At 70.7% G+C, this 24,867-nt stretch carries 24 protein-coding genes and 1 tRNA gene; 10 read left to right on the top strand and 15 right to left on the bottom strand.

Annotated elements, in window-relative coordinates:
• Positions 1–74 precede the first annotated feature (74 nt).
• The gene (locus ACZ7HT_RS15555; protein WP_471165707.1) at positions 75–581 is read left to right on the top strand and encodes a MarR family winged helix-turn-helix transcriptional regulator; all 507 of its coding nucleotides are present in this window, start codon (positions 75–77) and stop codon (positions 579–581) included.
• 39 nt (positions 582–620) lie between these two features.
• Here ACZ7HT_RS15555 and ACZ7HT_RS15550 read toward each other — a convergent pair whose 3' ends face one another.
• Both ACZ7HT_RS15550 and ACZ7HT_RS15545 read right to left on the bottom strand, forming a co-directional pair.
• Complete coding sequence (locus ACZ7HT_RS15550; protein WP_471165221.1) at positions 621–2,150, bottom strand: MFS transporter; 1,530 nt, start codon at positions 2,148–2,150, stop codon at positions 621–623.
• Positions 2,151–2,231: 81 nt separating this feature from the next.
• Complete coding sequence (locus tag ACZ7HT_RS15545) at positions 2,232–2,894, bottom strand: TetR/AcrR family transcriptional regulator (RefSeq protein ID WP_471165218.1); 663 nt, start codon at positions 2,892–2,894, stop codon at positions 2,232–2,234.
• 302 nt (positions 2,895–3,196) lie between these two features.
• Here ACZ7HT_RS15545 and ACZ7HT_RS15540 point away from each other — a divergent pair, with 302 nt between their 5' ends.
• Positions 3,197–4,468, top strand: a complete 1,272-nt coding sequence (locus ACZ7HT_RS15540; protein WP_471165214.1) for a M6 family metalloprotease domain-containing protein — start codon at positions 3,197–3,199, stop codon at positions 4,466–4,468.
• Here the strand turns inward: ACZ7HT_RS15540 and ACZ7HT_RS15535 are convergent.
• The gene (locus ACZ7HT_RS15535) at positions 4,455–6,074 is read right to left on the bottom strand and encodes a class I adenylate-forming enzyme family protein (protein WP_471165210.1); all 1,620 of its coding nucleotides are present in this window, start codon (positions 6,072–6,074) and stop codon (positions 4,455–4,457) included. The two genes, ACZ7HT_RS15540 and ACZ7HT_RS15535, sit on opposite strands and share 14 nt — an antisense overlap.
• A 196-nt stretch (positions 6,075–6,270) precedes the next feature.
• Here ACZ7HT_RS15535 and ACZ7HT_RS15530 point away from each other — a divergent pair.
• A tRNA-Arg gene (locus tag ACZ7HT_RS15530) sits at positions 6,271–6,346 on the top strand.
• Positions 6,347–6,390: 44 nt separating this feature from the next.
• On the opposite strand, the gene ACZ7HT_RS15525 is transcribed toward ACZ7HT_RS15530, so the two are convergent.
• Positions 6,391–8,004 (bottom strand): site-specific integrase, encoded by a 1,614-nt coding sequence (locus tag ACZ7HT_RS15525; RefSeq protein ID WP_471165207.1) that lies wholly within the window; start codon positions 8,002–8,004, stop codon positions 6,391–6,393.
• A complete protein-coding gene (locus tag ACZ7HT_RS15520; protein WP_471165204.1) occupies positions 8,001–8,681 on the bottom strand; it encodes a helix-turn-helix domain-containing protein in 681 nt (226 codons plus the stop codon). The genes ACZ7HT_RS15525 and ACZ7HT_RS15520 overlap by 4 nt, the downstream gene beginning before the upstream one ends.
• Positions 8,682–8,811: 130 nt before the next feature.
• Here ACZ7HT_RS15520 and ACZ7HT_RS15515 point away from each other — a divergent pair, with 130 nt between their 5' ends.
• From ACZ7HT_RS15515 to ACZ7HT_RS15490, 6 genes are all read left to right on the top strand, one after another.
• Positions 8,812–9,006 (top strand): hypothetical protein, encoded by a 195-nt coding sequence (locus ACZ7HT_RS15515; protein WP_384233042.1) that lies wholly within the window; start codon positions 8,812–8,814, stop codon positions 9,004–9,006.
• Between the two features lie 233 nt (positions 9,007–9,239).
• On the top strand, positions 9,240–10,526 hold the full coding sequence (locus tag ACZ7HT_RS15510; protein WP_471165201.1) for a DUF3631 domain-containing protein: 1,287 nt from the start codon (positions 9,240–9,242) through the stop codon (positions 10,524–10,526).
• 529 nt (positions 10,527–11,055) lie between these two features.
• Positions 11,056–11,988 (top strand): DUF2637 domain-containing protein, encoded by a 933-nt coding sequence (locus ACZ7HT_RS15505; protein ID WP_471165199.1) that lies wholly within the window; start codon positions 11,056–11,058, stop codon positions 11,986–11,988.
• A gap of 119 nt (positions 11,989–12,107) precedes the next feature.
• The gene (locus ACZ7HT_RS15500) at positions 12,108–12,695 is read left to right on the top strand and encodes a plasmid mobilization protein (RefSeq protein WP_471165195.1); all 588 of its coding nucleotides are present in this window, start codon (positions 12,108–12,110) and stop codon (positions 12,693–12,695) included.
• A 4-nt stretch (positions 12,696–12,699) separates the two neighbouring features.
• Positions 12,700–14,406 carry a relaxase/mobilization nuclease domain-containing protein gene (locus ACZ7HT_RS15495; protein ID WP_471165192.1) on the top strand — a complete coding sequence of 569 codons (1,707 nt, stop codon included), beginning with the start codon at positions 12,700–12,702 and terminating at the stop codon, positions 14,404–14,406.
• A 199-nt stretch (positions 14,407–14,605) separates the two neighbouring features.
• Complete coding sequence (locus tag ACZ7HT_RS15490; RefSeq protein WP_471165191.1) at positions 14,606–15,691, top strand: phosphotransferase; 1,086 nt, start codon at positions 14,606–14,608, stop codon at positions 15,689–15,691.
• On the opposite strand, the gene ACZ7HT_RS15485 is transcribed toward ACZ7HT_RS15490, so the two are convergent.
• The 10 genes from ACZ7HT_RS15485 to ACZ7HT_RS15440 all read right to left on the bottom strand — a co-directional run bounded on the left by ACZ7HT_RS15485 (position 15,688) and on the right by ACZ7HT_RS15440 (position 23,584).
• Positions 15,688–16,719, bottom strand: a complete 1,032-nt coding sequence (locus tag ACZ7HT_RS15485; protein ID WP_471165189.1) for a glycosyltransferase — start codon at positions 16,717–16,719, stop codon at positions 15,688–15,690. The genes ACZ7HT_RS15490 and ACZ7HT_RS15485 overlap by 4 nt on opposite strands.
• 6 nt (positions 16,720–16,725) lie before the next feature.
• The gene (locus ACZ7HT_RS15480) at positions 16,726–17,340 is read right to left on the bottom strand and encodes an AAA family ATPase (protein WP_471165186.1); all 615 of its coding nucleotides are present in this window, start codon (positions 17,338–17,340) and stop codon (positions 16,726–16,728) included.
• Positions 17,334–18,242: a PIG-L deacetylase family protein gene (locus tag ACZ7HT_RS15475; protein WP_471165183.1), complete on the bottom strand. Its 909-nt coding sequence runs from the start codon at positions 18,240–18,242 to the stop codon at positions 17,334–17,336. The genes ACZ7HT_RS15480 and ACZ7HT_RS15475 overlap by 7 nt, the downstream gene beginning before the upstream one ends.
• Entirely contained in the window at positions 18,239–18,970 is a 732-nt protein-coding gene (locus ACZ7HT_RS15470) for a glycosyltransferase (protein ID WP_471165181.1), read from the bottom strand. Before ACZ7HT_RS15470 ends, ACZ7HT_RS15475 begins: the two co-directional genes overlap by 4 nt.
• Positions 18,970–19,848, bottom strand: a complete 879-nt coding sequence (locus tag ACZ7HT_RS15465) for a phosphotransferase (RefSeq protein WP_471165178.1) — start codon at positions 19,846–19,848, stop codon at positions 18,970–18,972. The genes ACZ7HT_RS15470 and ACZ7HT_RS15465 overlap by 1 nt, the downstream gene beginning before the upstream one ends.
• Complete coding sequence (locus ACZ7HT_RS15460; RefSeq protein WP_471165175.1) at positions 19,845–20,732, bottom strand: glycosyltransferase family 8 protein; 888 nt, start codon at positions 20,730–20,732, stop codon at positions 19,845–19,847. Before ACZ7HT_RS15460 ends, ACZ7HT_RS15465 begins: the two co-directional genes overlap by 4 nt.
• A gap of 65 nt (positions 20,733–20,797) precedes the next feature.
• The gene (locus ACZ7HT_RS15455; RefSeq protein ID WP_018961500.1) at positions 20,798–20,992 is read right to left on the bottom strand and encodes a hypothetical protein; all 195 of its coding nucleotides are present in this window, start codon (positions 20,990–20,992) and stop codon (positions 20,798–20,800) included.
• The gene (locus ACZ7HT_RS15450) at positions 20,989–21,435 is read right to left on the bottom strand and encodes a recombinase family protein (RefSeq protein WP_189285127.1); all 447 of its coding nucleotides are present in this window, start codon (positions 21,433–21,435) and stop codon (positions 20,989–20,991) included. Before ACZ7HT_RS15450 ends, ACZ7HT_RS15455 begins: the two co-directional genes overlap by 4 nt.
• A 194-nt stretch (positions 21,436–21,629) precedes the next feature.
• The gene (locus ACZ7HT_RS15445; RefSeq protein ID WP_471165170.1) at positions 21,630–22,832 is read right to left on the bottom strand and encodes a helix-turn-helix domain-containing protein; all 1,203 of its coding nucleotides are present in this window, start codon (positions 22,830–22,832) and stop codon (positions 21,630–21,632) included.
• Between the two features lie 89 nt (positions 22,833–22,921).
• Positions 22,922–23,584 (bottom strand): HAD-IA family hydrolase, encoded by a 663-nt coding sequence (locus ACZ7HT_RS15440; protein WP_471165166.1) that lies wholly within the window; start codon positions 23,582–23,584, stop codon positions 22,922–22,924.
• A gap of 347 nt (positions 23,585–23,931) precedes the next feature.
• On the opposite strand from ACZ7HT_RS15440, the gene ACZ7HT_RS15435 reads away from it, so the two are divergent.
• Positions 23,932–24,234, top strand: coding sequence for a hypothetical protein (locus ACZ7HT_RS15435; protein WP_471165164.1), 303 nt, complete (start codon positions 23,932–23,934; stop codon positions 24,232–24,234).
• The last annotated feature ends 633 nt before the right edge of the window (positions 24,235–24,867 follow it).

Genomic DNA, 24,867 nt, shown 5'->3' with positions numbered 1-24,867 from the left:
GCGTTTTGAGTTCAGCGTAAACCTACATAGTTCAACTTTCAAGAATGAGTCGTACGATGGGAATCATGGGAGACATGGGAACCGAGGGAGACATGGCCGAACCCCGCTGGCTGACCGACGAGGAGCAGCACGTCTGGCGCGCGTACCTGCACGCCACCACGCTCCTGGAAGACCACCTCGACCGCCAGTTGCAGCGCGACGCCGGGATGCCGCACGTCTACTACGGGCTCCTCGTCCAGCTCTCCCAGGCCCCGCGCCGCCGGCTCCGGATGACCGAGCTGGCCCGCAGCGCCAAGATCACCCGGTCCCGCCTCTCCCACGCGGTCGCCCGCCTGGAGAAGAACGGCTGGGTACGGCGCGAGGAGTGCCCCTCCGACAAGCGCGGCCAGTTCGCCCAGCTGACGGACGAGGGCATGGAGGTCCTCCGGCGGAACGCCCCCGGCCATGTGACGGCCGTCCGCCAGGCCATGTTCGACCGGCTCTCCCCCGAGCAGGTGCGGCAGCTCGGCGCGATCATGCGCGTGATGGCCGAGGGCCTCGAACCCCAGGACGCGGACGCGGACCTGCCCTGGCTCCGCTGAGCGGAACCAGGGCAGGGCGGCGTACGTGGTGCTCGACGGTCAGTGCGCCATGACCGGCACCTTCACCTCGTCCTCCGAGCCCTCGCCGGACCCGGCGACCGGGCCGCCGCCCGGCTTCCCGGTGGTGATGAACACGAAGGCGATCGTGGCCGACAGGGCCAGGATGCCGACCGCCCACCAGATGGCCGCCGCGTACCCCTCGACCATGCCCTGGAGCTGGAGCAGCTTCTGCGCGGCCGGGGCGGTCGCGCCGGCGGCGTGGTCGGCGATGTAGGCGGTGGTCGCCGAGGCGGCGATCGTGTTCAGCAGGGCCGTACCGATGGCGCCGCCGACCTGCTGCGAGGTGTTGACCATCGCGGAGGCCACACCGGCGTCCCGCGGGTCGACGCCGATCGTCGCGAGCGACATGGCCGGCATGAACGCCGTGCCCATGCCCAGGCCGAGGAGCAGCTGCGCGGGCAGGATCAGACCGGCGTACGAGGTGCCGATCTCCAGCTGGGTCAGGAGCAGCATGCCGACGCCCGCGGTCAGGAAGCCCGGGGCCATCAGGAACCGCGGCGGGACGCGGGTCATCAGGCGGGTGCCGATCTGGGTCGAGCCCGTGATCATGCCGACGATCATCGGCAGGAACGCGAAGCCCGTCTTGACCGGCGAGTACCCCTTCACGACCTGGAGGTAGTACGTCAGGAAGAGGAACAGGCCGAACATCGCGATGACGGCGAGACCGAGCGACAGGTAGACGCCGCCGCGGTTGCGGTTGGTCACGACGCGCAGCGGCAGCAGCGGCGACTTGACCCGCGACTCGGTGAGCGCGAAGGCGAGGAGCAGCACGCCGGAGGCGACGAAGAGGCCGATCGTGCCGGCGTCGCTCCAGCCGGCGGACTCGGCGCGCGTGAAGCCGTAGACGAGCGAGACCAGGCCGAGGGTGGAGAGGATCACGCCGGGGATGTCGAGCGGCGAGCGGTTGCGGCCGCCGGCCGGCTCACGGACGACGAGGTACGCGCCGGTGGCGGCGACGATCGCGAACGGGATGTTGACGAAGAAGGTCCAGCGCCAGTTCAGGTACTCGGTGAGGAAGCCGCCGAGGATCAGGCCCACGGCGCCGCCGCCACCGGCGATCGCGCCGTAGATGCCGAAGGCCTTCGCGCGCTCCTTGGCGTCGGTGAAGGTCACGGCGAGCAGGGAGAGCGCGGCGGGCGCGAGGAGCGCGCCGAAGGCGCCCTGGAGCGCGCGGGCACCGAGCATCATCGCCTCGCCGGTCGCGGCGCCGCCGAGGGCGGAGGCGGCGGCGAAGCCGATCAGACCGGTGACGAAGGTCCGCTTGCGGCCCCACAGGTCGGCTATGCGGCCGCCGAAGAGGAGCAGGCCGCCGAAGGCGAGGGCGTAGGCGGTGATGACCCACTGCCGGTTGCCGTCCGAGATCCCGAGGTCGTGCTGGGCGGAGGGCAGGGCGATGTTCACGATCGTCGCGTCGAGCACGACCATCAGCTGGGCGAGGGCGATGAAGATGAGGGCTTTCCAGCGTCCGGGGTCGGCCTGGACCGCGGTCGTCTCGGGGATTTTCGGCATGGGGGTAGCCACCTCTTGGCGCGTACTGGTGAAAAGGGCGTAAGTCGTAAGGGGATGCGGGTTACTCGGAGGAGGGCCGGGTCACGAGGAGCAGGCGTCGCGCCTCAGGTCCTCCAGGGTCGCGGCCTTCCCGGGCAGCTCGGAGCGGGCGGGCGTCTCCAGGCCGTCGAGGAAGAGCTGCAGATGGCGGTGGACGAACTGGTCGAAGGCCCCGCAGCCGGAGCCGGGCAGCGGGCGGGTCAGCTGGGAGAGCGCCACCATCAGGTCGCCGACGCCGACGTCGGTTCGGAGCCGGCCGGCCGCCTGCGCCCGCTCGACGAGGCCCTGGACGGCCTCCTCCAGTCGGTCGCGCTCGGCGAGCAGGTCGGGGTGGTCCTTGTCGAAGGCGCCGTCGAGCATGGGGCAGAGGGCGCCGACGCGCTCGTCGGCGGCGCCGTGGGTGAAGCGGCGGAGGGCGGCGAAGGTGTCGTCCTCCTCCTCGGCGGCCCGCTCGGCGACCTCGGTGACCCGGGCCATGAGCGAGAGGACGACCTCGTGGACGAGGTCGGAGCGCTCGGGGAAGTTCCGGTAGAGCGTGGCGTTCCCGACTCCGGCGCGGCGCGCGATCTCGTCGTACGGCACCTGGGAGCCGAACTCGACGAACATCTCGCGGGCCGCCGTCACGATCCGCTCGCGGTTGCGCAGGGCGTCGGCCCGCGGGCGCGGTACGCGGCGGGCGGGCGCGGTGGCGGGGGTGCTGGTCACGCCACGACCTCCTCAAAGTCGACGGACCCGAGATCACGAAGATCAGGTCCATGTACGGATCCACGAACGAATCCGGGGAACGATTCCCCACTTGCAGCGACACAGGTGTAAACGGGGACCCAGTCCCCGGTTATTTCCCGCCCTCGATGTGACCTGAGTCACACCCACCCCCCTCCCCGGCGAATACCCACGATCGGGCCACCCGGCGCGCGCACCCGGATCACGCGCCACAGGCTGATCGCACAGCGCTGACCCGCGGAAGGGGTCGCGGCGCCGACCTGCCCCCACCGGAGAGGCGACGTATGCAGCACCCCCGCCGACGGATACGCAGACCCGTCGCCCTGGCGGCGACCACGGCGCTCTCCCTCGCCCTGCTCGCCTCGGCGAGCAGCACCCTTCCCGGGCCCGCCCCGGCCTCGGCGGGCCCCGTGGCCGCCGCGCCGAGCGGCGCCCAGCTGGGACCGTGCCGCATCGCCACCACGATGGGCGTGCAGATGTCGGAGGGGCTGCCCACGGCCCCCGGATACGTACGCTCCACGGGCCGCGTCAGGGCCCTCAACCTGATGGTCGACTTCCCGGACGCCCCCGGGGACGGCCCGGCGATGGGCCGCTTCCGCGAGTTCTTCCCGCAGACCGCCGACTGGTTCCGCGTCAGCTCGTACGGGCGGCTGCACTACCAGGCCGAGGCGCCGATACCCGACTGGCTGCGGATGCCCCGGCCGTTCTCCTCGTACGGCATCGAGCGCGGCTCACCGTACGAACCGGGCTACCGCTCCCTCGTCGAGGACATCGTGAAGGCCGCCGACGCGCGGGTGGACTTCAGCGCGTACGACCTGGTCAACGTCCTCGTCACGCCGAACGCCGGGCCCTCCGCCCTCGACACCGTGCTGTCCGTGACCTTCTCCGGCAACGACGACGCCCCCTACGCCGACGGCGTGCCGCTCGCCAACACGTCCTTCGTCTACAGCCGCCAGGACGACGGCTCCGGCAGCTTCGCCGAGACCGGCTACCGCGTCCTGCCGCACGAGAACGGCCACGTCTTCGGCCTGCCCGACCTCTACACCTCGGACGGCGGAGGCACCGTCGGGCACTGGGACATCATGTCCGAGGACTGGGGCGCCGACAACGACCTCCTCGGCTGGCACAAGTGGAAGCTGGGCTGGCTCGACAACGACCAGGTCAGCTGCGCCTCCGCGCCCGGAACCGGCGACTACGGCCTCACCCCGCTCGCGATCCCCGGCGGCCCCAAGCTCGTCTTCGTCCCGCTCTCCGGCACCTCCGGATACGCCGTCGAGGTCCGCAGCAAGGACGGCAACGACGAGGCGGTCTGCAAGCAGGGCGTCCTCGTCTACCGGGTGGAGTCCGACGTGGACACCGGCCACGGCCCGGTGACCGTCGCCGACAGCGACCGGTCCAGCGGCGGCTGCACGCGCCGGGCCAACGTCCACGCGGAACTGTCGGACGCGCCGTACGGCCCGGGCGAGACGTTCACGGACCGCGCGAACGGCATCCGGATCGAGGTCCTGGACGAGGACGAGGCGGGAACGTACCGGGTGCGCGTCACTCGCCGCTGACCTGCTCCCTCAACTCCCGCTTGAGGATCTTCCCGGTCGGATTCCGGGGCAGCTCCCCGTCCCGTACGAAGACCCGGGCGGGCACCTTGAAGCCGGCCAGCCGCGCCCCGACGTGCGCCCGCAGAGCCTCGGGCCCCACATCCGCGCCGCCCCGCAACCGCACGACGGCCGCAACCTCTTCCCCGAGCAGCGCGTGCGGCACCCCGAACACCGCGGCGTCGACCACATCCGGATGCTCGTGCAGCACACCCTCGACCTCGACGCAGTACACGTTCTCGCCGCCGCGGATCACCATGTCGGTGAGCCGGTCGACGATGCTCACCCGCCCGTCCCCGTCGACGCGGGCGAGGTCACCGGTCCTGAACCAGCCGTCCTCGGTGAAGGCGGCGCGGGTGGCGTCAGGATCCCCCCAGTACCCACGGACAAGACACTGCCCCCTCAGCGACAACTCCCCCACCCCCTCCGCGTCGGGCCGCTCGATCCGCACCTCGGTGACGGGCGAGGGCCGCCCGACGCTCCCGGGATGGGCCCGGTATTCGGCCCCGACATTGGACAGAACCCCTCCGCAGGTCTCGGTGAGCCCGTACCCGTTCCGGGGCTCGATCCGCTCCCCGTACCCCTCGGTGAGCCCCCCGACGATCCCGGGCGGGGCGGCGGAACCCCCGGTACTGAGGAGGGTGAGGCTCTCCAGCGGATCGCGGTCGCGGCGGGCGAGCGCGAGCAGCTGAAGGGCGGTGGTGGGCACCCCGGCGAAATGAGTGACCCCCTCATCCCGAATCAGCTCAAGAGCTCGCGCGGCATCCCACTTCCGCATCATCACGAGGGTCCCGCCGGCGGCCATGACGGCGTAGAAGGAGGTGAAGGCGGCGACGTGGAAGAAGGGAAAGGTGGTCAGCGAGACAGGCGCGCCGCCCACCCCCGGCACCTCGCCGCGCGCGAGGGCGGCGGCGGCGGCGAAGTAGCGCGGGTTCATGGCGGCCCCGACCTGCGCGAGATGCGTGGCGACGGCGCCCTTGGGGCGCCCGGTGGTGCCGGAGGTGTAGATGACGGTGGAGTCGAACTCGGGCAGAACATCGACGAGAGGCGGCCCAAGCGCCGGATCGTCATCAGCGACGTAACAGACGAACCCCTCCTCGGCCTCCCCCCGGAAAACGATCCCCGGCACCCCGTTCCGCACGGCCCAGTCCCGCACGCGCGCGACCCGCTCGCCGTCGACGAGCAGCACGCCGGGAGAGCAGTCGTCGAGCGCGTACGCGAACTCGTCCTCGGTCCACCAGGCGTTGAGCGGTACGGCGACGAGCCCGGCGAGCTGGGTGGCCCAGAAGGCGACCTGCCACTCGGGCAGGTTCCGCATGGCCACGACGGCCCGGTCCCCCGGCCGCAGCCCGTACTCCCCGACGAGCCGCCGGGCGAGCCCGCAGGCGGCGTCGAAGAACTCCCGGTAACTCATCCGCACGCCCTTGGCCACGAGAAACGTCCGGTCCCCGTACCCCCAGGTCACCTCGACGAACTCCCGCAGCGTCCGCGGCCCGCCGACGTACACCCCGCCCTCGACGGCGAAGGGCGCCCCGGGCGCGCAGAGCCGCTCGACCCCACCAACCACCACCACAAACCCCTCCTAAGCGCCCGCTCGCCCAGCGCGGCGACGCTATGCGGCTCCCCGCCCCGGGTCAACCCGTCACAGGGGAACACGACCACCTGCGACGTTCGGCGACAACAGGGGCGACCCGCCCAACCCCCATCCGCTAGGCTGTCAGCGGTCACTCGACCTCCAGGGCACCTGCCCGGGAGACCGCGTCCACGCCTTCGTAGCTCAGGGGATAGAGCACCGCTCTCCTAAAGCGGGTGTCGCAGGTTCGAATCCTGCCGGGGGCACCATGCAGTACCGCTCCGACCTGGGGTTTATCCCCCAGGGAGGGGTCTCACTCGGCCTCGGACGCCTCGTCCGGGGCCGTTTGCGTGAGCGCTGCGTGAGCGGACGGGGCGGCAGCCCCCGAAATTCCTCCCAAACGATCAGCACCATCCGGCACGTCGCGAGGGGCGCGTGCGCGCGGGACGAGACGGGCCGCAGCCTCGGCGATCGCAAGATCCGCCTCGGGAAGCAGACTCGTGTACGTGTCCGCTGTGATGGTGATCGAGGAGTGGCCGAGCATCTCCTGGATGTCCTTCAGGTCGGCGCCCGCCGCATGGGCGAGGGTCGCCGCGCCGTGGCGCAGGTCGTGGAGCCGGACCGGCGGGAGGCCGATCTCCTCGTACAGCTCGATGAAGCGGCGGGTGACATTGGCGGGGTGGAGCAGTTCCCCGTTCTCACGCGTGAAGACGCGGCCGGTCTCCACCCAGGCAGTCCCCCACTTCTCACGCTCCTCGTCCTGCCGAGCGCGATGCCGGCGCAGGACCTCGACCGTGTCCGCGTCCAGGGCGATGGTGCGCGCACCCGCGTCGGTCTTGGGGTCGTCCTCGTAGACCTCCCAGCCGTCGACGACGAGCTGCTTGGCGACGGTGATGAGACCCGCGTCCAGGTGGGTGTCGGTCCACTTCTGCCCACACGCCTCCCCACGCCGGAGCCCGCGGAACGCGATCAGGTGGAACAGGGCGTACAGGCGGTCGTCCGCCGCATGGTCGAGGAAGAGGCCGGTGTGCTCCGGCGTCCAGACCATGACGGACGAGGACTTCTCGCCGGTGCGCTGCCAGTGCAGGACCCGTTCCTCGGTCCACACGAGCGCCTTGGGCCGCTTGCCCGCTTCCAGTTCGACGTGAGCGGCCGGATTGAAGGTGATCATCTGCTGCGCAATCGCGGAGTTCAGAGCGGCGCGCAGCGTGGAGCGGACGCGCTGGCGCGTCGCCGGCCCGACGATGCGGCGGTACGGCTCCATGTCGGCGATGGCCGCCTTCATCGCCTTGCGGCGAGCGCGCGGCTCGCGCCCCTTCCACGGGATGCGGGCCAGGTCCTCGAACGCCTTGCGCCGGGCGGCGTTGCCCTCGGCGATCTCGACGTTGTCCTCCGCGATGGCCTCGAACATCTCCGAGAGATGAGAGACGCGAAGGCGGTCGAGTCGCAGGTGACCGATGCGCGGCTTGAGGTGGACGCGGATGTTGCTCTCGTCGCGGCTGATGGCGCTCTGCCGCCCCTTCTTGCCGGCCAGCCACATGTCCAGCCACTCACCGACGGTGAGCCTGCTGATCAGGTCCAGGCCGTGGCTGAGGCGGCGCCGGGTCGACTCGATGTTCGGCAGCGGCGCCTTCTCGGCGGCCACGGTCTCCAGAAGCTGGGCGATCTGGGCCAGGGCCTCGGGGTCGTCGGACTCGGCCAGCGCGAGGAGCGAGCGCACGTGGTCGAGGTCGGCCTGGGCTTCCTTGAGGCTCTCGTAGCCGGCGCGGCTGAAGGAACGACGGGTGCCGTCCTCACGAGGGGGAAGCTCCTGACGTATGGAGTAGGAGCCGTGCTTGCGGCTGGAAAGCTTGGAGCAGCTCTTGCCGAGCGGCTTGCCGGTCTTGGGGTCGCGGCAGTAGCAACGGCGGTGGGTGGAGCCCTTCAAAGGCGTTCCTCCGGGGTGGGGTCGGTTTCGGGTTCGGGCGGGTCGACGTCGTTCAGCGCGACTGGCAGGTCGGGTGGAGTGGCGCCCTCTTCGCGGAGTTCGCGGCGGAGATGGCGGAGGTTGTACTTGGCGGAGATGGCCTGGTCGGCGTAGGCGGTCTGCTTGCGTTCGGCTTCCTCCCGCTGGGCGCGGCTGGTGGCCTGCTTGGCTGCGAAGCGGGCGTTCTCCTCCTCTTCGAGGGCGGCGAGCGCGGTGCGGACGAGGCTGGCGTGGCGTTCGAAGTCGGGGACGAGGCCGGCGTCGTGCCCGGGCACTTCTGTCTCGCCGGTGAAGCGCCGCAGGGCGTCCCAGGTGGGCACGAGCCTCTGGAAGGGGAGTTCCTGGGTCTCCTCGACGTAGCCGACGGGGAAGATCAGGTGGGCCGGGTACGTCTCCAGGGCGGCGGCCAGGACGATGACGTCCACCAGGGGGAGGACGGCACGGCGGCCGGACTCCATGTTGGCGATCACGTTCCGCGGGATGGGGTGCCCCAGCTCCTCGCAGCGGTCCGCCAGGTCCTGTGCGCTCCACCCCATCTCCTTCCTTCTCCGACGGACTTCTCCGGCCACGTTGGCCTTCACCCGGTCCACCCACTCGGGGAAGTCGTCCGCTTCATCGTCCACATCGCGTTGTGTCATGCAGACACATTAGCTTCTCCATCATGGTTCTTGCTGGCCTGGAGTCGGACGCGAGAGTCGTGTTCGCCGAGGGCTGTGACGAGAGGGGCGCCGCGTGCGCGACGACATCGCGGAAACCGGCCCGAAGGGCATGAGCCGGGAGGAGCTGCTGGCCCTGCCGGTGGCCATTGACCTGGACACGGGCAACCGTGCGCTGGGTCTCGGACGGAGCAAGGGCTATGAGCTGGCGAAGCGGGGCGAGTACCCGTGCAGGGTCCTGCGGCTGGGAAACGCGTACCGCGTGGTGACGGCGGACCTGCTCAGCCTCTTGGGGCTGGCCGCTTGAGGGCGGAGAAAGGTAGCAGACGGTTCTGCGCTGAGCTGACACAGAATCGCTGGACTGTCGCCGGGGGTGGACGTACGGTTCGTGGTCCCTCGCGGCGGCCTGCTGCCCGCGAGAAGGAGAAGGGCCCCCGGCGGTGCGACGCCGGAGGCCCGAGCAACCCCGACCGGCCCTGGAAGAACCAACCCGGCGGCACGGGCGTGCGAGCCCGCCACCGCCAGACGAGGAGCTGCCCCGTGGAACATCCCGAAACCCCGTTCCATTCCGCCCCCGACGAGCCCGACTGGCCGCCGACCGCCGTCCCGGGCAAGCCCGGCGAGTACACCGACCGGCCTCCCGCCGCCGACCGCACCCAGGACGCCCGGATGAACGAGCCCGTAGAGGAGGAGGCCCCCGAGCCGACCGTCGGATCGGCCCTCCTGGACGAACTCCGATGGCAGATAGCGAAGTTCGTGATCCTCCCCTCGCCGGAGGCGCTGGACGCCGTCACCCTGTGGGTGGCGGCCACGCACCTGCAGACGGCCTGGCAGCACGCCCCGCGTCTCGCGGTGGTCGGGCCCGCGAAGCGGTGCGGGAAGTCGCGCCTGCTGGACGTGGTCACCGAGACGGTCCACAACCCGCTGATCACGGTGAACGCCTCGGCCGCCGCCGTGTTCCGGTCGATCACGGAGAACCCGCCAACGCTGCTGGTCGACGAGGCCGACACGCTGTTCGGGTCGGCGAAGGTGGCGGAGAAGAACGAGGAGATGCGCGGTCTGCTCAATGCCGGCCACCAGCGCAACCGGCCCACACTCCGGGTCTCAGGGCCGAACCACGAGGTGGCGAAGTTCCCGACCTTCGCGATGGCCGCTCTCGCCGGGATCGGGGACCTGCCCGACACGATCATGGACCGGTCGGTGGTGATCCGGATGCGGCGCCGCAGGCCGGGCGAGAAGGTCGCCGAGTTCCGCACCGTACGGGACACCCCCGCCCTGCACTCCGTGCGGGACTGGCTCATGTCCTGGCTCGGCCCGCTCCACGACACCGCGATGGAACTCACCCCGGCGATGCCGGTCGAGGACCGGGCCGCCGACACCTGGGAGCCACTGATCGCCATTGCCGACCTCGCCGGCGGCGCCTGGCCCGAGGCTGCTCGCGCCGCCTGCCTGGCGATGACGAAGCACGAGGCCGAGCAGGACCAGGACAACAGCGCCCTGAACATCCGGCTCCTCGCGGATGTCCGCCGTGCCTTCGCCTCCGAAGGAAACCCGGCCTTGCTCCGTACCGGCCGCCTGCTCGGCATCCTCAACGACGACACCGAGTCGCCCTGGCCGGAGTACAAGGACAAGGGGCTGACCGCGCGCGGCCTGCAGCTCCTGCTGAAGGACTACGGCATCAGCGCGGCCAGTCACCGCTTCCCCGACGGCTTCCAGGCCAGGGGTTTCGCCCGCGAGCAGTTCGCCGACGCCTGGGCCCGCTACTGCCCCGAGCCCTCACCGGGCACCGAACCGCTGCTCCTGCCGGGTCACACGACCGGCGCCTGACCCGCCGCCACCCGTCCCGACCCGTCCCCTCGCAGGTCAGGGCAGGGACGGGTCACCTGCCCGTGACGGGTCAACCCGATGTCACCGACCTGACCCGTACCTGCTCTGACCAGGCACGCGACGGGTCGCGACAGGTCACCACCCGCCACGCTCCCCGTCGAGCCCGGGGCCTGAGCCTCCCCGACTCGTCCCACTCGTCCCCGCGCGGGTCAGCGCGGGGACGGGTCACCGACCCGCAACGAGTCGACTCGACATCACCGCCCACCCGTACCTGCCCTGACCAGCGGCGGGACGGGTGAGGCGAGTCCCCACCGCCCGCAGCCGCCCACGCCACGGCGGCCACACCCTTCCCCACCTGGAGACCCCCGCCTTGCACTTCCCTGCCCCAAGCACCCCGGCAGCCATACGCAGCATCCGCGCCCGCATCGCGCGGCTCACCTCGGCCGCCGAGGACCAGGCCCTCAAACAGGACGACGATCCTGACGACGCTCGCCGAGCGCCCGCACCCGCGCCCGATGGGGGTCGTCGCGTGAACCGCGCGGGACGCTTCATCCTCGTCCTCGGCCTGGTGGCCGTCGTCCTCATGGCCTTCCGGGTCTCGTGGAACGCGCTGTCCGACGTGGCCCGCGCCATCGGCGCCGACTCCACCGCCGCCCTGCTCTACCCGATCGTGGTCGACGGACTGATGGCCCTCGCGCTGATCGCCACACTCGTGCTGACCGGCACCAACCGGAAATTCGCCCTGCGGGTCCTGGCGACCTACACGATCGCCAGCCTCCTGCTGAATTACGTGCACGGCCTCGTACCGGCCCTGCACACCGACTCGATCCAGTGGGGCCGACTCACCGACGTGGACCTCGCGAACTGGGCCCTCGTACTGCTGGCGACCTCACTCCCGGTCGGGTCGATCTACTTCGGGTCGGACCTCGTGGCCAAAGTGCTGCACCACAACCCCGAGTCGGCCGACTCCCCCGAAGCGGCCTCTGCCCAGTCGGCCGACGAGCAGGCCCCACAGTCGACGCCTGACCGGCCCGAATCTGCCTCCGAGCAGCTGACCGAGTCGGCCCCCACGGAGGTCACCGAGGCACCCATGACGGAGCCGGCCAAGGAAACCGAAACGATCCCCGCCACCCGACCGCCCTGGTCGGCCACAGCGGCGGAGACGACCGGATCCGCCCCGCGTCGAGCAACCGGTCGGATCCCCGCCGCCACCGAGTCGGCCGCCGACCTCACCGGCATCTCGCCCGAACTCCTCGACAAGGCCCGACTCCTGACCGCCGACTGGACCGACGAACAGCTCACCGCCGTGCGGCTGCGCACCGAACTACGGATCGGCCAGAAACCCTCCCGGCTCCTGCGCGACCAGCTGCAGGCCGAGCGCACCCGTCAAGCCCAGCCCGCCACCGACAACGTCTTCGAGGCCAGGTCACTCGACGAACTCAAGGAAGCCGTCTCCGCCTGACCCCCACAAGGCAGGAAAGCCCCACCCTTCCGGCTGATCCCGTGCCCCCGTGCAACCAAGCGCGGGGACACGGGGGTCGCACGCAGCCAAGCCCCCAGCACCCCGCGGAGAACCGATCCATGCGCGACCCGAAGCATGAACTCCCCATCCCCACCACCCAGGAGGAGATGATCACCGACCTCAACGGCGCAGCAAGTTGTCGGGTAAGGAGTCCTTACCCGGCCTCCGCCCCGGGGGAGGCGGAGGCGTCCGGCGCCGAGGGGGCGCCGGTGTCGGCCGGCCCGGGGGAGCCGACTCGGGGAGAAGCCACGCAGTCGCCTAGGCCGCGCCGCCGTCTTCGCGAACCCACGCTGCGCGAGAAGCGCGTCCACCCGCGCTACAGCGACGACGAGTTCACCCTGCTCGCGAAGGCCGCCGGCCTCAGCCACATGTCGGTCGGCGGCTACGTCGCCGAGACTTCGCTGGCCGCCGCCCGCTCCGACGACCCCACCGCCGCGGTCGCCGACTACCGCGCCATGGTCAAGGCGCTCATGGCCGCGAACGGGCAACTCGGCAAGATCGGCGGCAACCTCAACCAGCTCGCCTGGCACCTCAACAAGGACGGCGCTTGGCCCGCTTCGGACATCGTGGCGCGACTCCTTGACCGGATCGAGGCATCGATCGCCGACATCGACGTGGCCGTCGCCCACGTGACCTCGGGGCGGTGACCACGTGATACCGAAGATCATCCTCGGCAAGGGCGCACGCGCCACACGCCGCCTCATCGGCTACCTCTACGGCCCGGGCAGCGCCAACGAACACACCGACCCCCACCTCGTCGCGTCCTGGAACGGCTTCGCCCCCGACCCCAGCCGCAGCCCCCACCGCAACCCGAAACAGGTCGAGGACCAGCTCGCCGCGCAACTCGACCAGCCCGTGAAGATGCTCGGCGACAAGGCACCGACGACCACGGTGTGGCACTGCCCGGTCCGGGCCGCACCCGAGGACCCGATCCTGACCGACGCCCAGTGGGCGGACATCGCCCGCCGGATCGTGGCCGCCGCCGGCATCGCCCCCGAAGGCGACGAGGAAGCCTGCCGGTGGGTCGCGGTCCGGCACGCCGACGATCACATCCACATCGCTGCCACCCTCGTACGTCAGGACGGCCGCCGTCCCCGCCGCGATCACGACATCCGCGCCGTCCAGCGCGAAGCCCGCCAGATCGAAGCCGACCTCGGCCTGCGCCGTCTCAACGCCGGCGACGGCACCGCCGCCAAACGTCCCACCAGCAAGGAGCACTTCAAGGCCAAGCGCCAGGGCCAGGACACCACCACCCGCGAGATCCTGCGCATGCGCGTCCGCCAGGCGGTGGCCGCCGCCTCCAGCGAAGCCGAGTTCTTCGCACTCCTGGAAGTGACCGGCGTGAGCGTACGTCCCAAGACCGGGCCGTCCGGCGATGTCCTCGGCTATAGCGTCGCCCTGCCCGGCGACCTCAACAAACACGGCGAACCGGTGTGGTTCTCCGGCTCCACCCTCGCCGGCGACCTCTCCCTGCCCCAGATCCGCCACCGCCTCGCCGACACCGGACCCGAACCGCTCACTGCCCGGCCGGCCGACCCCTGGCACCAGGCCACCGCCGCCACCGAACGCATCCCCCACCACCTCACCCACAGCAGCGACCCCATCGCCCAAGGCCAGCTCGTCGCCCTCGGCGCAACCCTCGACCTCCTGCCCCTCACCGCACCAGCCGCTGCAAGGAGCGAGCTCGAACGTGCCGCCGCCGTCTTCGAACGCGCCACCCGCTCCCGTATCACCGCCGATGCCGACAGCGCACGCGTCCTGCGCCGCAGCGTCCAGGCCATCTTGCGCACCCCCGCCGCGACAGGCGACGGAGCCGGGCTGGCAATGCTCCTGGACGCCGCCCTCATCGCCGTGGCGTTCGCGAGGCACTGGCACCGCACGCACCAGCACGCCCAGCAGGAGGCGGCAGCCCAGCAGACCCTCGTCCACCTCCAGACCGCGTATGCGCGCGTCGCCGTCCCGGTCCTGGACGATCTCGCCCACCGCACCCCTGGCATCCAGACCAAGCAGCGCTACGCCCGCCACCTCCAACAGGCCATCCCCGAGCACGCCGATCGCATCCTGCAGGATCCCGCCTGGGACTCCCTCGCCACTGTCCTCGCCGACGCGGAGACGGCCGGCCACAACCCGGCCGCCCTCCTGGCCCAGGCCCTCGGCCAGCGCGCCCTGGACGACGCCCGCAACCCTGCCCGCGCCCTGACCTGGCGCATCCACCGCCTCGGCCAACGCCACGCACCCGGCCTCCTCGCCCAGGCAGCCATGGCCCGCAGCACCACACGACGCCCCACCACCCCGACCCACCCGCTGGCAGCCCCACCGGCCGCCGCACGGCAGCAGCCGCAGGTACGGCGGCGTTGATCGGCCCTCGTGTTCCCCGAGGGAACAGAGAAAGCGTTCCCTCGGGGAACACCCGATTCGTTCCCTCAGGGAACGGGGCGCGTCCCGTTCCCTGAATGAACGCCGGTCGTGTTCGGAGAATGAACGGGACCACCATTCATTGAATGAACAAGGTGGCCGGCCCCAGACGCTCGGCCCCACCGAGACAGACCAGTGATCCTTGTGCGTCTGCACGGCCGACTCCCGTATCGTCGCCTGGGTGACCGACGCGAACGTGGCGGACAGGACGCACCTCCCCGCAGACGATCTTGCCGAGCTGATCCGGGCATACGAAATCGACGAAGTGCTGGACCGACAGCACCTGGCCGATGGCCTCATGAACGTGAACTGGCGGCTGGACACCCGGGCCGGGAGGTTCGCCCTCAAGCGGGTCACGGACGTGCCGCTCGATCGACTGCGTCGCAACCTCGCGGTCCTTCCCGTCCTGGCTTCGTACGGCGTCCCCGTATGCGCCCCGCTCCCCACCGTCCATGGCGATGTGATCGCCGAGGCCCGCGGTGGCGTCTACTGCCTCTTTCCCTGGTCGGCCGGGGAACACGTTCGCGGAACCGACCTGTCGCTGACGCAGACGTCCAAGCTCGGCACACACCTCGCGGGACTCCATACGGCACTCGGCCGTGCTGCCGATGAGGCCGGGATGCCCGCCGTGCCGGCCTCGGTCACCGCTGAGGTGACCGAGGCCGGCCGAGCCGTCCAGAAGGCTGACCGGCTTGCCGGAGCCGTGTCGGCCCGGGGTGCGGGCGACGCTTTCGACCAGGCTGCCGGTACTGCCCTCGAAGAGCGCAAGATCCTCCTCGACAAGCACGCCCACCTGCGCCCCGAGGGAGACACCCCTGCGGGCCCGCATGGCTGGACGCACGGTGACTTCCAGTACCGGAACCTCCTCTGGGCGGACGGCGGACTGGTTGCCGTCCTGGACTGGGATCGGCTCGGAGTCCGCCCGTACGCGGAAGAAGTCGTTCGTACGGCGCAGGTGCAGTTCGGGGTGGAGGGCGTGTTCGACCTGGAGCGGGTGGCGGCGTTCGTGGCCGGCTACTGGTCGGTGATCCCGTTGGAACCGGCCGCATTGCTCGACGCCGCGCGACGACTGTGGTGGAAGCGGATGACGGACTTCTGGCAGCTCGAGTTCCACTACGACCGGGGCGACCACTCCTGCGACGAGCTGTTCATCGCCGACGAGGCGCTTCTTCACTGGTGGACGGAGCGGCTCGACGCGGTGGAGCGGGCATTCACCGGATCTGCCTAGATCCCCAGCTCCCGAAGCTCGGGCAGGCACGGTCGCGTGAACGTGACCGCCTGACGCCGGGCCCTCATGCCCAGCGCCTCGTGGTCCGCCTCCCGGATCGCGCGCGCCCACGTCTCGGGGCCCGCTGCGCTCGGCAGGACGATCCCGGCGTCGCCGATGGCTTCGGGGATGCCACCCCGGTCGGTCCCGATGGTCGGAACACCGTGGAGCGCGGCCTCGATGATCACGCGAGGGAAAGCGTCATCCACAGTGGAGGGGACCAGCAGCAGGTGGTGGCTGCGGTACAGAGGCCCCATGTCGTACACGCGGGGCACGTACGTCACGTTCGGGTAAGTGGCGAAGTCGGCAGCGGTGTCCCACCAGCCTTCGACCAAGGTGAAGTGCTGTTCCGGCATGATCCGGATGAGCTGGTGCAGTAGCTCGGATCCCTTGGCGGGGATGGGGTTGATCATGAGTACGGACGCGGTACGGGCCTCGCCCGAGCTCTCGCCGGGCAGCGCGAACGGCGGGTACATCACGGCGAGGCGGGTGCCAGGCGTGTGGGGTGCGCGTGCCCGGACGAACTCCGACACGGCGAGGCCGTAGTGGGGTCGGCTGGCGAGGACCCCCAGGCCGGTGGCCGAGACGGAGTGCAGGAGGCCGGCAACGAGCGCGGTCGGTCTGGCCTGCGCGGCGAGCTGCGCCGAGCCTTCCTGCGAGGTGAACACGACATCGGGGCGGAGCTCTCCCAAGAGGCTGCCCAGCGCGTGCTCCACGTTGTTCTGCATGAACGCCGCACACTCGACCCCGTTCCATCGGTAGCGCAGGGTGCCGTCGGCCTCGTCGTACGGGACGCGATGCCTGTCGAGGTGGGCTCGCATGTCGGGGAGCTGGGTGGCTCCGTCCCAGGGCGCCTCGTGTGAGCCGAGGTAGGTGACGTGCCATCCGGCGGCGGCGAGTTCCTCGGCGAGGAGTTGCTGGGTGACCTCGGCGCCGCCGATGAGGAAGGGGGGCGGGGTGCGGCGCCAGGCGAACAGGGCGGTGGGCATCTTCCGTCACCTCGCCCAGAAGGTGACGAGGGCTTCCACGGCCCGGGCGACATCGTCCGGCCCCGCGTCGGCGGCCAGGACCGTGAGCTCTCGCGTCACGGGCCGGCGGGGCGTGTGGACGAAGTAGTCGCGGGCGTGGCCGAGGAAGCCCGGTTCGTGGAGGAAGTACTCGGACTCGGCGGCGGTGTGGCCGGCGGTCTTGCGGCGGAGGTGGAGCGTCTCCGCCGGTACGTCCAGGTAGAGGGTGTGGTGAGGGCGCAGGAACGGGAGCGTCCTGAGCCGATCGCGGAGCTGGTGGTGTACGCCGTACCCGAACAGGGCGTCCAGGGCATACGCGTGGGCGAGGAGGGTGTCCACGGACCGGTCGAGGATGACGAACTGCCTGCCGCTCGCGGCGGCCTCGGCGACGCGGGTCGCCTCGATCTCCATGAACCTCTCGAAGGCGGCGAGTTGGGCAGCAGCCGAGTCGGTACGGGCCGGAGGGATGTCGTCGCGGTGGGCGATGTGCCTGACGTAGCAGTCGGAGACGAACGCCCTTGAGCCGAGGGCGGTGCGGCGGAGGTGGCGTATCGCCGTGGACTTGCCTGCGTAGGAGGGACCTTCCAGGGCGATGATCAGCACGTCGGCGCCTCCGTCCGGTAGAACCGCTCGGCATAAAAGCCGGGCCCGTCGACGAGGTCGGCCGCTGTGGTGAAGGCGTGCCGGATCGGGCGGTACATCTTCCGGGCCGGGTACATCTGCGAGCCGTGCATCCGCAGGACCGTGACCTTGTCGAGTACGACGTCGGTGATGTCGACGAGCTCGGGCCGCATCGTCGCCCGCGTACGCGTACGGAAGAGGTGCTGGTCGCAGCCGGCGAGCGCGTACGTGGACCAGAAGGCCAGGTCCTCCCAGAACCAGGTGCAGCCGAGACGGACCGCCGCCTCGTGGACGAGGAGGTGGTCGGGGTGGCGGGTGACGGCGGCGGGCGCGAGGAGTTCGGCGCCTGGGTGGGCGGCGATGATCCGGCGGAGTTCGTCCGTGATCTGGTCAAGCAGTTCGGGGTCGTACGGACGGTACGGGGACTCGGCGTCCTTGTGGCCGAGGAGGTGCCGGCGGGCGGCGAAGAGGGCGAGCGCGGCAGCGCCCTCGCGGTCGCGCAGCTCGGAGACGGTGTCGACGTCGGCGTACGTGGTCTCCAGGGCGGGGTGCACGCTCCGGGACCGGCTGAAGACGGTGACCACGGTCAGCCGTCGGGGGTGAGCGAGGAAGGCGCCCGAGGCGGAGAGGGCGAAGTCGTCGTGGTGGGGCTCGATGACGAGGACCGGGTGTCCTGCGGGGGTGCGGGCTTCGAGGTAGTACGGGACGCGGGTGTGGGGTGCCGTGACGTCCAGGACGCGGTGGTCGTGGGTGCGGTGGCGGGCGGCGAGCTGCTGGGTGTGCGCGTGGTGGGCGCGGTGGAGGTCGTCGGGGAAGGTGTAGATGCCGGTTCCGTCCGGCACGGGCAGGGTCAGGTTCGGTTCCACGGTGGTCCCCTTCGTCATCGCACGGTCGTCTCGTACCAGTGGCGCCACATGCGGGGCGACCGGAGGCGCAGGCGGGCGGTCACGGGGTTCTGCCACCAGAGCATCCGCAGGCTCGACCACTGGTCGTAGCGGCGGGTCGACGGGCGCACGCGCAGCTCGTCGAGGATGGTCACGGGCCGGTCGGTGGCCTGGCCGTGTGCGGTGAGGCGGGCGAAGAACTCCACGTCCTCGCTCATGAACAGGTCGTCCCGGTATCCGCCGACGTGGTGGAAGGCGTCGGCGGTGCAGAACTGGTTGACGCCCTGGGCCCCGCCGCGCCGGGTGCGGTAGTGGTCCCAGTACGCGCACAGCAAGCGGGCGCCGAGCCGTTCGGGCGTGTAGAGCGGCGGGATGGCGCCGCCGACGGCCCCGGCATCCATGGCGGCAGCAGCGGCGGTGACCGCCTCCAGGGGCAGCGCCACGTCGGCGTCGGTGAAGAAGAGGCGTCCACTGCGGGCGGCGCTCGCTCCGGTGTTGCGGACCCGGCCGATGTTGCGGACGGACTCGGTGACGACGCGGACGCCGAAGGAGGAGGCCATGTCGGCGGTGGCGTCGGTACTGGCGTTGTCGACGACGATCACCTCTCCTGTACGGCCGGTGATCTCCTCCCAGCGGGTGAGAGAGGCGAGGACGGAAGGCAGGTAGCGGGGCAGGTAGGCGGCCTCGTTGAAGGCCGGGATCGCTACCGACAGGGCGGGGGTGCTCATCAGCGCGTCCTTTCCGGGCGGCGCGTACGGAAGAAGTGCGGGGTCCGTCGGCTGAGGTCGTCCAGGCGACGGGACCACAAGACGCGGTCGTCGCCAGGGGAGGAATGCGCCCAGGAGCGCAGGGTGTGGAGGACGACCCAGGCGCCCAACAGGTGGTGATCGAGGGCAAGGGGGTAGGCGTCGGTGACCGTGCGGGCCCGGAGAGTCGAGAGGGCGCCGGTCATGACGAGGGTCTGGGCAACGTCGGATTCGCGGGGACCGGCCGCGGCGTCGGTGAAGTCGACCAGGTGGCGGATGGCTCGGGGGCCAGCGATCACGACGTTGTCGCCGTGCAGGTCGCCGTGGCACCACACGGGCGCCGTGTGGACGGCGTCGGCGATGGCGGCCAGCGCGGGCGCGATGCGGTCGAGGCTGCTGGGCGGGCAGCGGCGGCCCAGTGAGGTGACCTGCTCGTGGAGCGGTCGGCGCGGGGCCCACGGCCGGACGGGCGCCCGGTGCAGGCGGCCGAGCAGGCCGGCCAGATCTTTCAGAGCTCGCTCGTCGGAGATCCGGCCGGAGCGCATGGCGCTGCCGAGGGTGAGCGGGCCGAGGTCGGCGGTGACCAGGGCGGTCGCCTCGTGGCCCGGAACGTGGCCGTATCCGATGAGGGCTGGTACGGGGACGTGGTCGGCCACGGCCCGGACGGCGGCGCTCTCCGTGATCGCGTTGCGGCGTGCGGTCGCCGCGTACAGCTTGATCACGACACCGCGTCCGTCGGCCAGGCCCGCCCGGTACACGACGGTGCGCGTACGTGCGGACAGCCGGCGGGCGGTAAGGGCCGGTACCCCGGTCAGGGCGAGGGCAGCGCGCGAGACAGCGGGCGGTACCCCCGCACTCACCGCACACCCGCCGGTTCCACGCCGACGGCACCCAGACGCCGGACGTGACGCATGGCCCTTTCCAGGTGCCGCCGGTATTCGACGACTTCCTCCGTGACGGGGCAGTCGGCCTGCCACGGCTTCTCGGGACCGACGAAGTGCACGAGGGCGGCAGCCGGATCGGGCTTCGGCGACCGCGTGACGACCCGGCGCACCCAGTTCCCGCGTTCCAGGAATCGGCCGACCTCGAACCGGTTGAAACCACCGGACACCGGGCGCACTCGGCCGGATCGCAGAAGCCACAGGTTCAGGGCGTCCTGGTCGTTGTGGAGGATGTGGCGCCGGGCGTGGATCAGGGCCTGCTCGACGCCTCGGCGGATGCGGGGCATGTGGTCGGTGTGGGCCCAGAGCACGCCCGCGTTGAAGTACGGGCGTCCGCGCAGGTGGGGCCAGCGCTCGGCGGCTCCGGGCAGCGCCGGGCACTCGCCGACGGTCGGGTTGAACTCGTCCCGCACGGCACCTGTCTCGTCCGGCGCGAGGGAGCCGAGCGGCTCGCTCACGTCTCCGCGTACGAGTACGTCGGCGTCCACGTAGATCAGGTAGGGGCGGCGGACGAAGCCCAACGTGAACTCGAAGCGCAGGTAGGTGGTGACGGTGATGTACCAGGCGTCTGCCATGCGCGAGGAGCGCAGAGGGGCGCATCGACGGAGGTCGAAGGAGCCGAAGCCCGCCCGCTTGGCGAGGTCGGCGAGCAGGAGGGCCTGCGACGGGGCCAGGTCGAGGGTGAGCACCCGTACGGCAGCTTCGCGGCGGGCCGCCGGGGTGACGCTGTCGGCCAGGCCGGCGAGGGCGGCGAGGCCGGGGACGAGGTACTGCTGGTCGATGCAGAGGCCGAACGCGTACACGGGGACTTCGCCTTTCGGGCGTGGTGCACGGGCGGGACGGAAGGGTCGGCAGCGAGCGCGGTCGCTCACGGCGTATCCCTGGCTTCGGAGCGGGCGAGGATTTCGAGGCTGTCGGGGTCGTCGGTCTCCCAGTGGGGGCCACCGCCGGTCGGCGGCCGCAGCACCCACACGGTGCCGCCGGCACGGACGTCGGTGACGATCGCCCGCCGTCCGCCGCCGTCCCGGACGAGGTCACCGACCCAGGCGCGCCGGGCGCTCACGAGCCGTCCTCCTCGTACGTGCCTGTCTGCGTGAACCAGCCGGAGGCCGCGTCCGCGATGTCACGGCGACGACGGGCCTGGCCGGGGGTTCGACGGGTCGGGGTACCACTCGACGCGTCCGCGAGGAACCCTCCCCGGTCGCGGAGGAGAACTCCGAGAGCCGCGAACTGGGCGGCGTCGGCGGCGACATGCGTCAGGCCGCTGACGACGACACCTCGGATCATTCCGGCGGACAGGGCAGCCGTGACGGCCTGCCAGCCCGGCCGCTCCATGAGCGGCAGCGACGGGGCGGGGTCGGACCAGACGCCGGCGACGTGCCAGTGCCGGGCGTCGGCGTAGTAGCGGCCACGCTCCTCGCTCTCACCGAGGGCGGTGGAGGTGGTGGCGCAGGAGTAGACGGCGACGGGCACGTGCCCGAGGCCGCCGGGCGGGTTGGTCGGCATACCCACAAGGCTGCTGGGCTGCGGAGTCGGGGCCCAGGCACGGCCCGTCGCAGTGGAGAGACTCCGTATCCGGTCGGACCGCCACGCCGCGTGGCAGCGGAAGCAGGGTCGCCCGAAGGTGTGCCACGCCCCGTAGCAGTCGCGCTGATGGCGCGCCCGTACCTACTACGGACCGTGGTACTTCGGCTCGTAGGTCAACGCACGCCGAGGGGTACGCCCGCGGAGTTCGCCAGTCCTCGCAGTCGGTTGACGGACACCCCGGCGAGTCGACTGATGATGACGCCGGGAAGCATCTGGTGACGCACCCATCCCGGGGCCGTCGCGCAGACGGCCTGGAGGGTGTCGGCTGCGGCCTCCCACCGTCGGCATTCGACCTGGGTGAGCGCTACGTCCAGACCGTAGCGGGCCCGAGTGGCCAGGGGCACCGTGTCGTCCAGGCGAACGGTGTCCATGAGCCGCAGCGCTCCAGCCGTATCACCGAGGGCCACGGCGATACTCATGGCCTGCGTTGCGGCGTACATCGGTCCGTACGGCTGGGCGTGCGCGCCACGGGCATGCTCGTCCCCGATTCGGGCGGCGACGGCGTGCGCCTGGGAGAGGTATTCGCGGGCGTTGTCCGAGCTCGCACCGCCCCGGGACGCGGCGACGGCGGCGTTCGTGACGAGCTGCCCGTACACGCTCAGCCGGTCCGGGTTGTGCTCGCTCATCTTGGGCTCGATCCGGTCGGCTTGTGCTGCGGCAAGGAGGAAGCCCTGCTTGGTCCGGCCGTCGCGGAGGTTGACCCACGCGGTGGTGGCGGCAAGGTGCGCGTCACGGAGATCGTCTCCGCCCTGCACGGCGATCTGCCGTCCGTACGTCAGCGCCGCATACGCCAGATCTCGTGATCCGAGCACGTTGGCGGCCATGCCCGCCGTCTGGAAGGTGTCGATCAAGACGCCGGCGGCGGCCTCCCGCTCATCGAGGCCGGCCATGTCGAACCTGGCCCGCGCCTCGGGTAGGAGCCGCCCAAGGAGAGTGCCGAGCTCGGTGTACCGGCCTCCCCAGTACGCGGCGTCCGCACGACGGACGACGGCGCGGAGCTCTTCGACGGTGCCTGGCTCGACCTCGGCGGGGATGCCGATGGCCGCGTCATGGGTGGCTGCGGAGACCAGGCGTAACGCGGCCCGCTCGTCGCGGTCCATGGACCGCCGTGGCGCCTGCTGACCGAGGAGCACGGCGATGTCCGTACCGAGCGCGTCGGCGATCGACAGCAGGGACGGCAGGGACGCCGTTCCGCCGCGTTCGAGCTTGCGGACCACGCCGACGGACACGCCGGCCGCCTCCGCCAACTGCTCCTGTGTCATGCCGCCGCGCAGCGCCTTCAAGCGCTCAGAGGTGGTGTACTCCGACCACTGCATGCTCCAGAACCTCCGCGTGATGGGCCCCACACGGACAGTACTGGCTGGAGCGGTGGAGCCGACAGCCTTTGATCAGACCGCAGTTGGGTTCACGCGGCGAGCACCGCTGTGACACCGAGGAGGGCCTCCAGCTCGGTCACGGCCGCATCCTCGTCCGTGACGTGGACCGTGGCGATGCCCAGATCGGCGGCCGGCGGAAGGTTCACCGCGTGATCGTCCACGAAGACGCACCGCTCGGCAGGCAGTCCGATCCGCTCCAGGGCGAATTCGTAGATCGCTGGATCGGGCTTCGCCATGCCGACCAGCTCGGAGACGACGTGCACGTCGAACAGGTCCCAGATGCCGACGTGTTCGTAAGGGTTGAACGGGTCGAGGCCGAAGCTGTTGGACAGCAAGGCAAGCCGGTGACCGGCGGCACGCGCGGCACGTGCGAGCGCGACCATCCGACGGGCTGCGGGCACCCCGGCCCAGGCCCGCCCCATCAGGTTCGCCGGATCCACATGCGCACCCAACAGTGGCGCCGTGCCCTCGTTCCACTCGGCCTGCCCGATCTCCCCGATCTCCAGGGCCGCGTACAGGCGACGCCCTTCGGGGTGATCGTTGAGAGTGCTGCGCCACGCCTCAGGAGCCAACCCTTCGGACACGCACCACTCGCGGTGGACCGTGAGGGGGTTGGCAGTGAGCACCCCGGCGAAGTCGAGGATCAGGCCACGCTGTTCGCGGCCGACGATGGCATCAGTGCATTGCGGCATCCGGCGACCGTCCCTTCCATGGTGGGGGTTCCGTCGGTGACGCTACCGCGCTGCGGCGCAGACCTACGGCCTCAGGTTCTCCGCCGAGGACTCCTAGCCGGAAGAAGCGGCGGGCGCATCGGCCCGTCCGCGCGTGACTCATCGAGACCGACATCGGCAAACCGAACCTTCCGCCAGTCGAAAGCATCCACCAGGCCGAAGCCCTATCCCGGGACACCCGGCACGAGGCCGCCGGCAAGTCCCTCGGCCGCTGCTACGACCTGTGGGGCGCACACCGCGAAGGCGACCGTCCCGACTGGCTCGACCGGTACGGCGAGGCCCAACTCAAGTCGACTGAAGGCAAGATCATGCTGCGCTCCGGCTTCCCCGAGCGAGCGACCAGCGCACTCGCTGTGGCGGTGGACCAAGCGGTCCCCCGCGTCCGTGCCGTACGCTCCGGCCGCCTCGCCACGGCACGCATGGCCGCCCGGGACCTGGACGGGGCCTTGGACGCCGCCAACCTCGGCCTGGAACTACTGGAGAACCGAGTCCGCTCCGACCGGGCACACGTCCGGCTAACGAAGTTCAGCAACTACCTCGAACCGCACTCGAAGGTGCTGACTGTTCGGGAATTCCGCGACCGCCTGCGGGCTCTCCCCGCTGCTGTCTGACGGCACGGAAGGCATCACTCTATGGTCACCACGCGGTGGTTCTGCGCAACTGCCATGTGCTGCTCGGCGTGCGACTGGCACGTCTGATCGGAGTGCGTGGCACTGTGCATCCTCTCACCAACGATCCGGTCACTTACGGAGCTTGATCAAGCCCTGTGTTCACCGCGATCTCGCTCACACCGAACATCTCAAGACAGAAGGGAACCCTTGGCAGTGATCACGGTCGAGGAGAAGCCGGTTCGTTCCCTGACGGACGATGCCAGGGAACAGTGGATCCGGAAGTGCGTGGACGCGGCCCCGCCACTGACTGACGCCCAGCTCAAGCGCATCGGTACGGTGCTCGGCATTTGTCTCACCCGGAGGCTCACCACAACGGCTTGAAGCTGATCAGATCCGGACTACGTGGCCGTTGAAGCTCTCTCCTTTCCCGCCGTCAACCTCGCAAATTGGCCATCCTTTTTTGCGCCACATAAGCGAAAGAGGTCGTTCCTCTTGAAGGCTTTTGATTGGCCTGCTTGAGTTGCCGGTCTCGTCTCGTCCGAGTGAGTTTTGGCGGCTTTCTCTGGGGCTTCGTCAGCCCGGGAAGGCTGAATCCGTCATTCCAGGAGGGGTCCATCTTACATAGAGGAATCG

The sequence above is a fragment of the Streptomyces sp. NPDC037410 genome, assembly GCF_055602235.1.
Note: the sequence above shows the minus strand (reverse complement) of the source record. Positions and strands in the feature narration are given on the sequence as shown.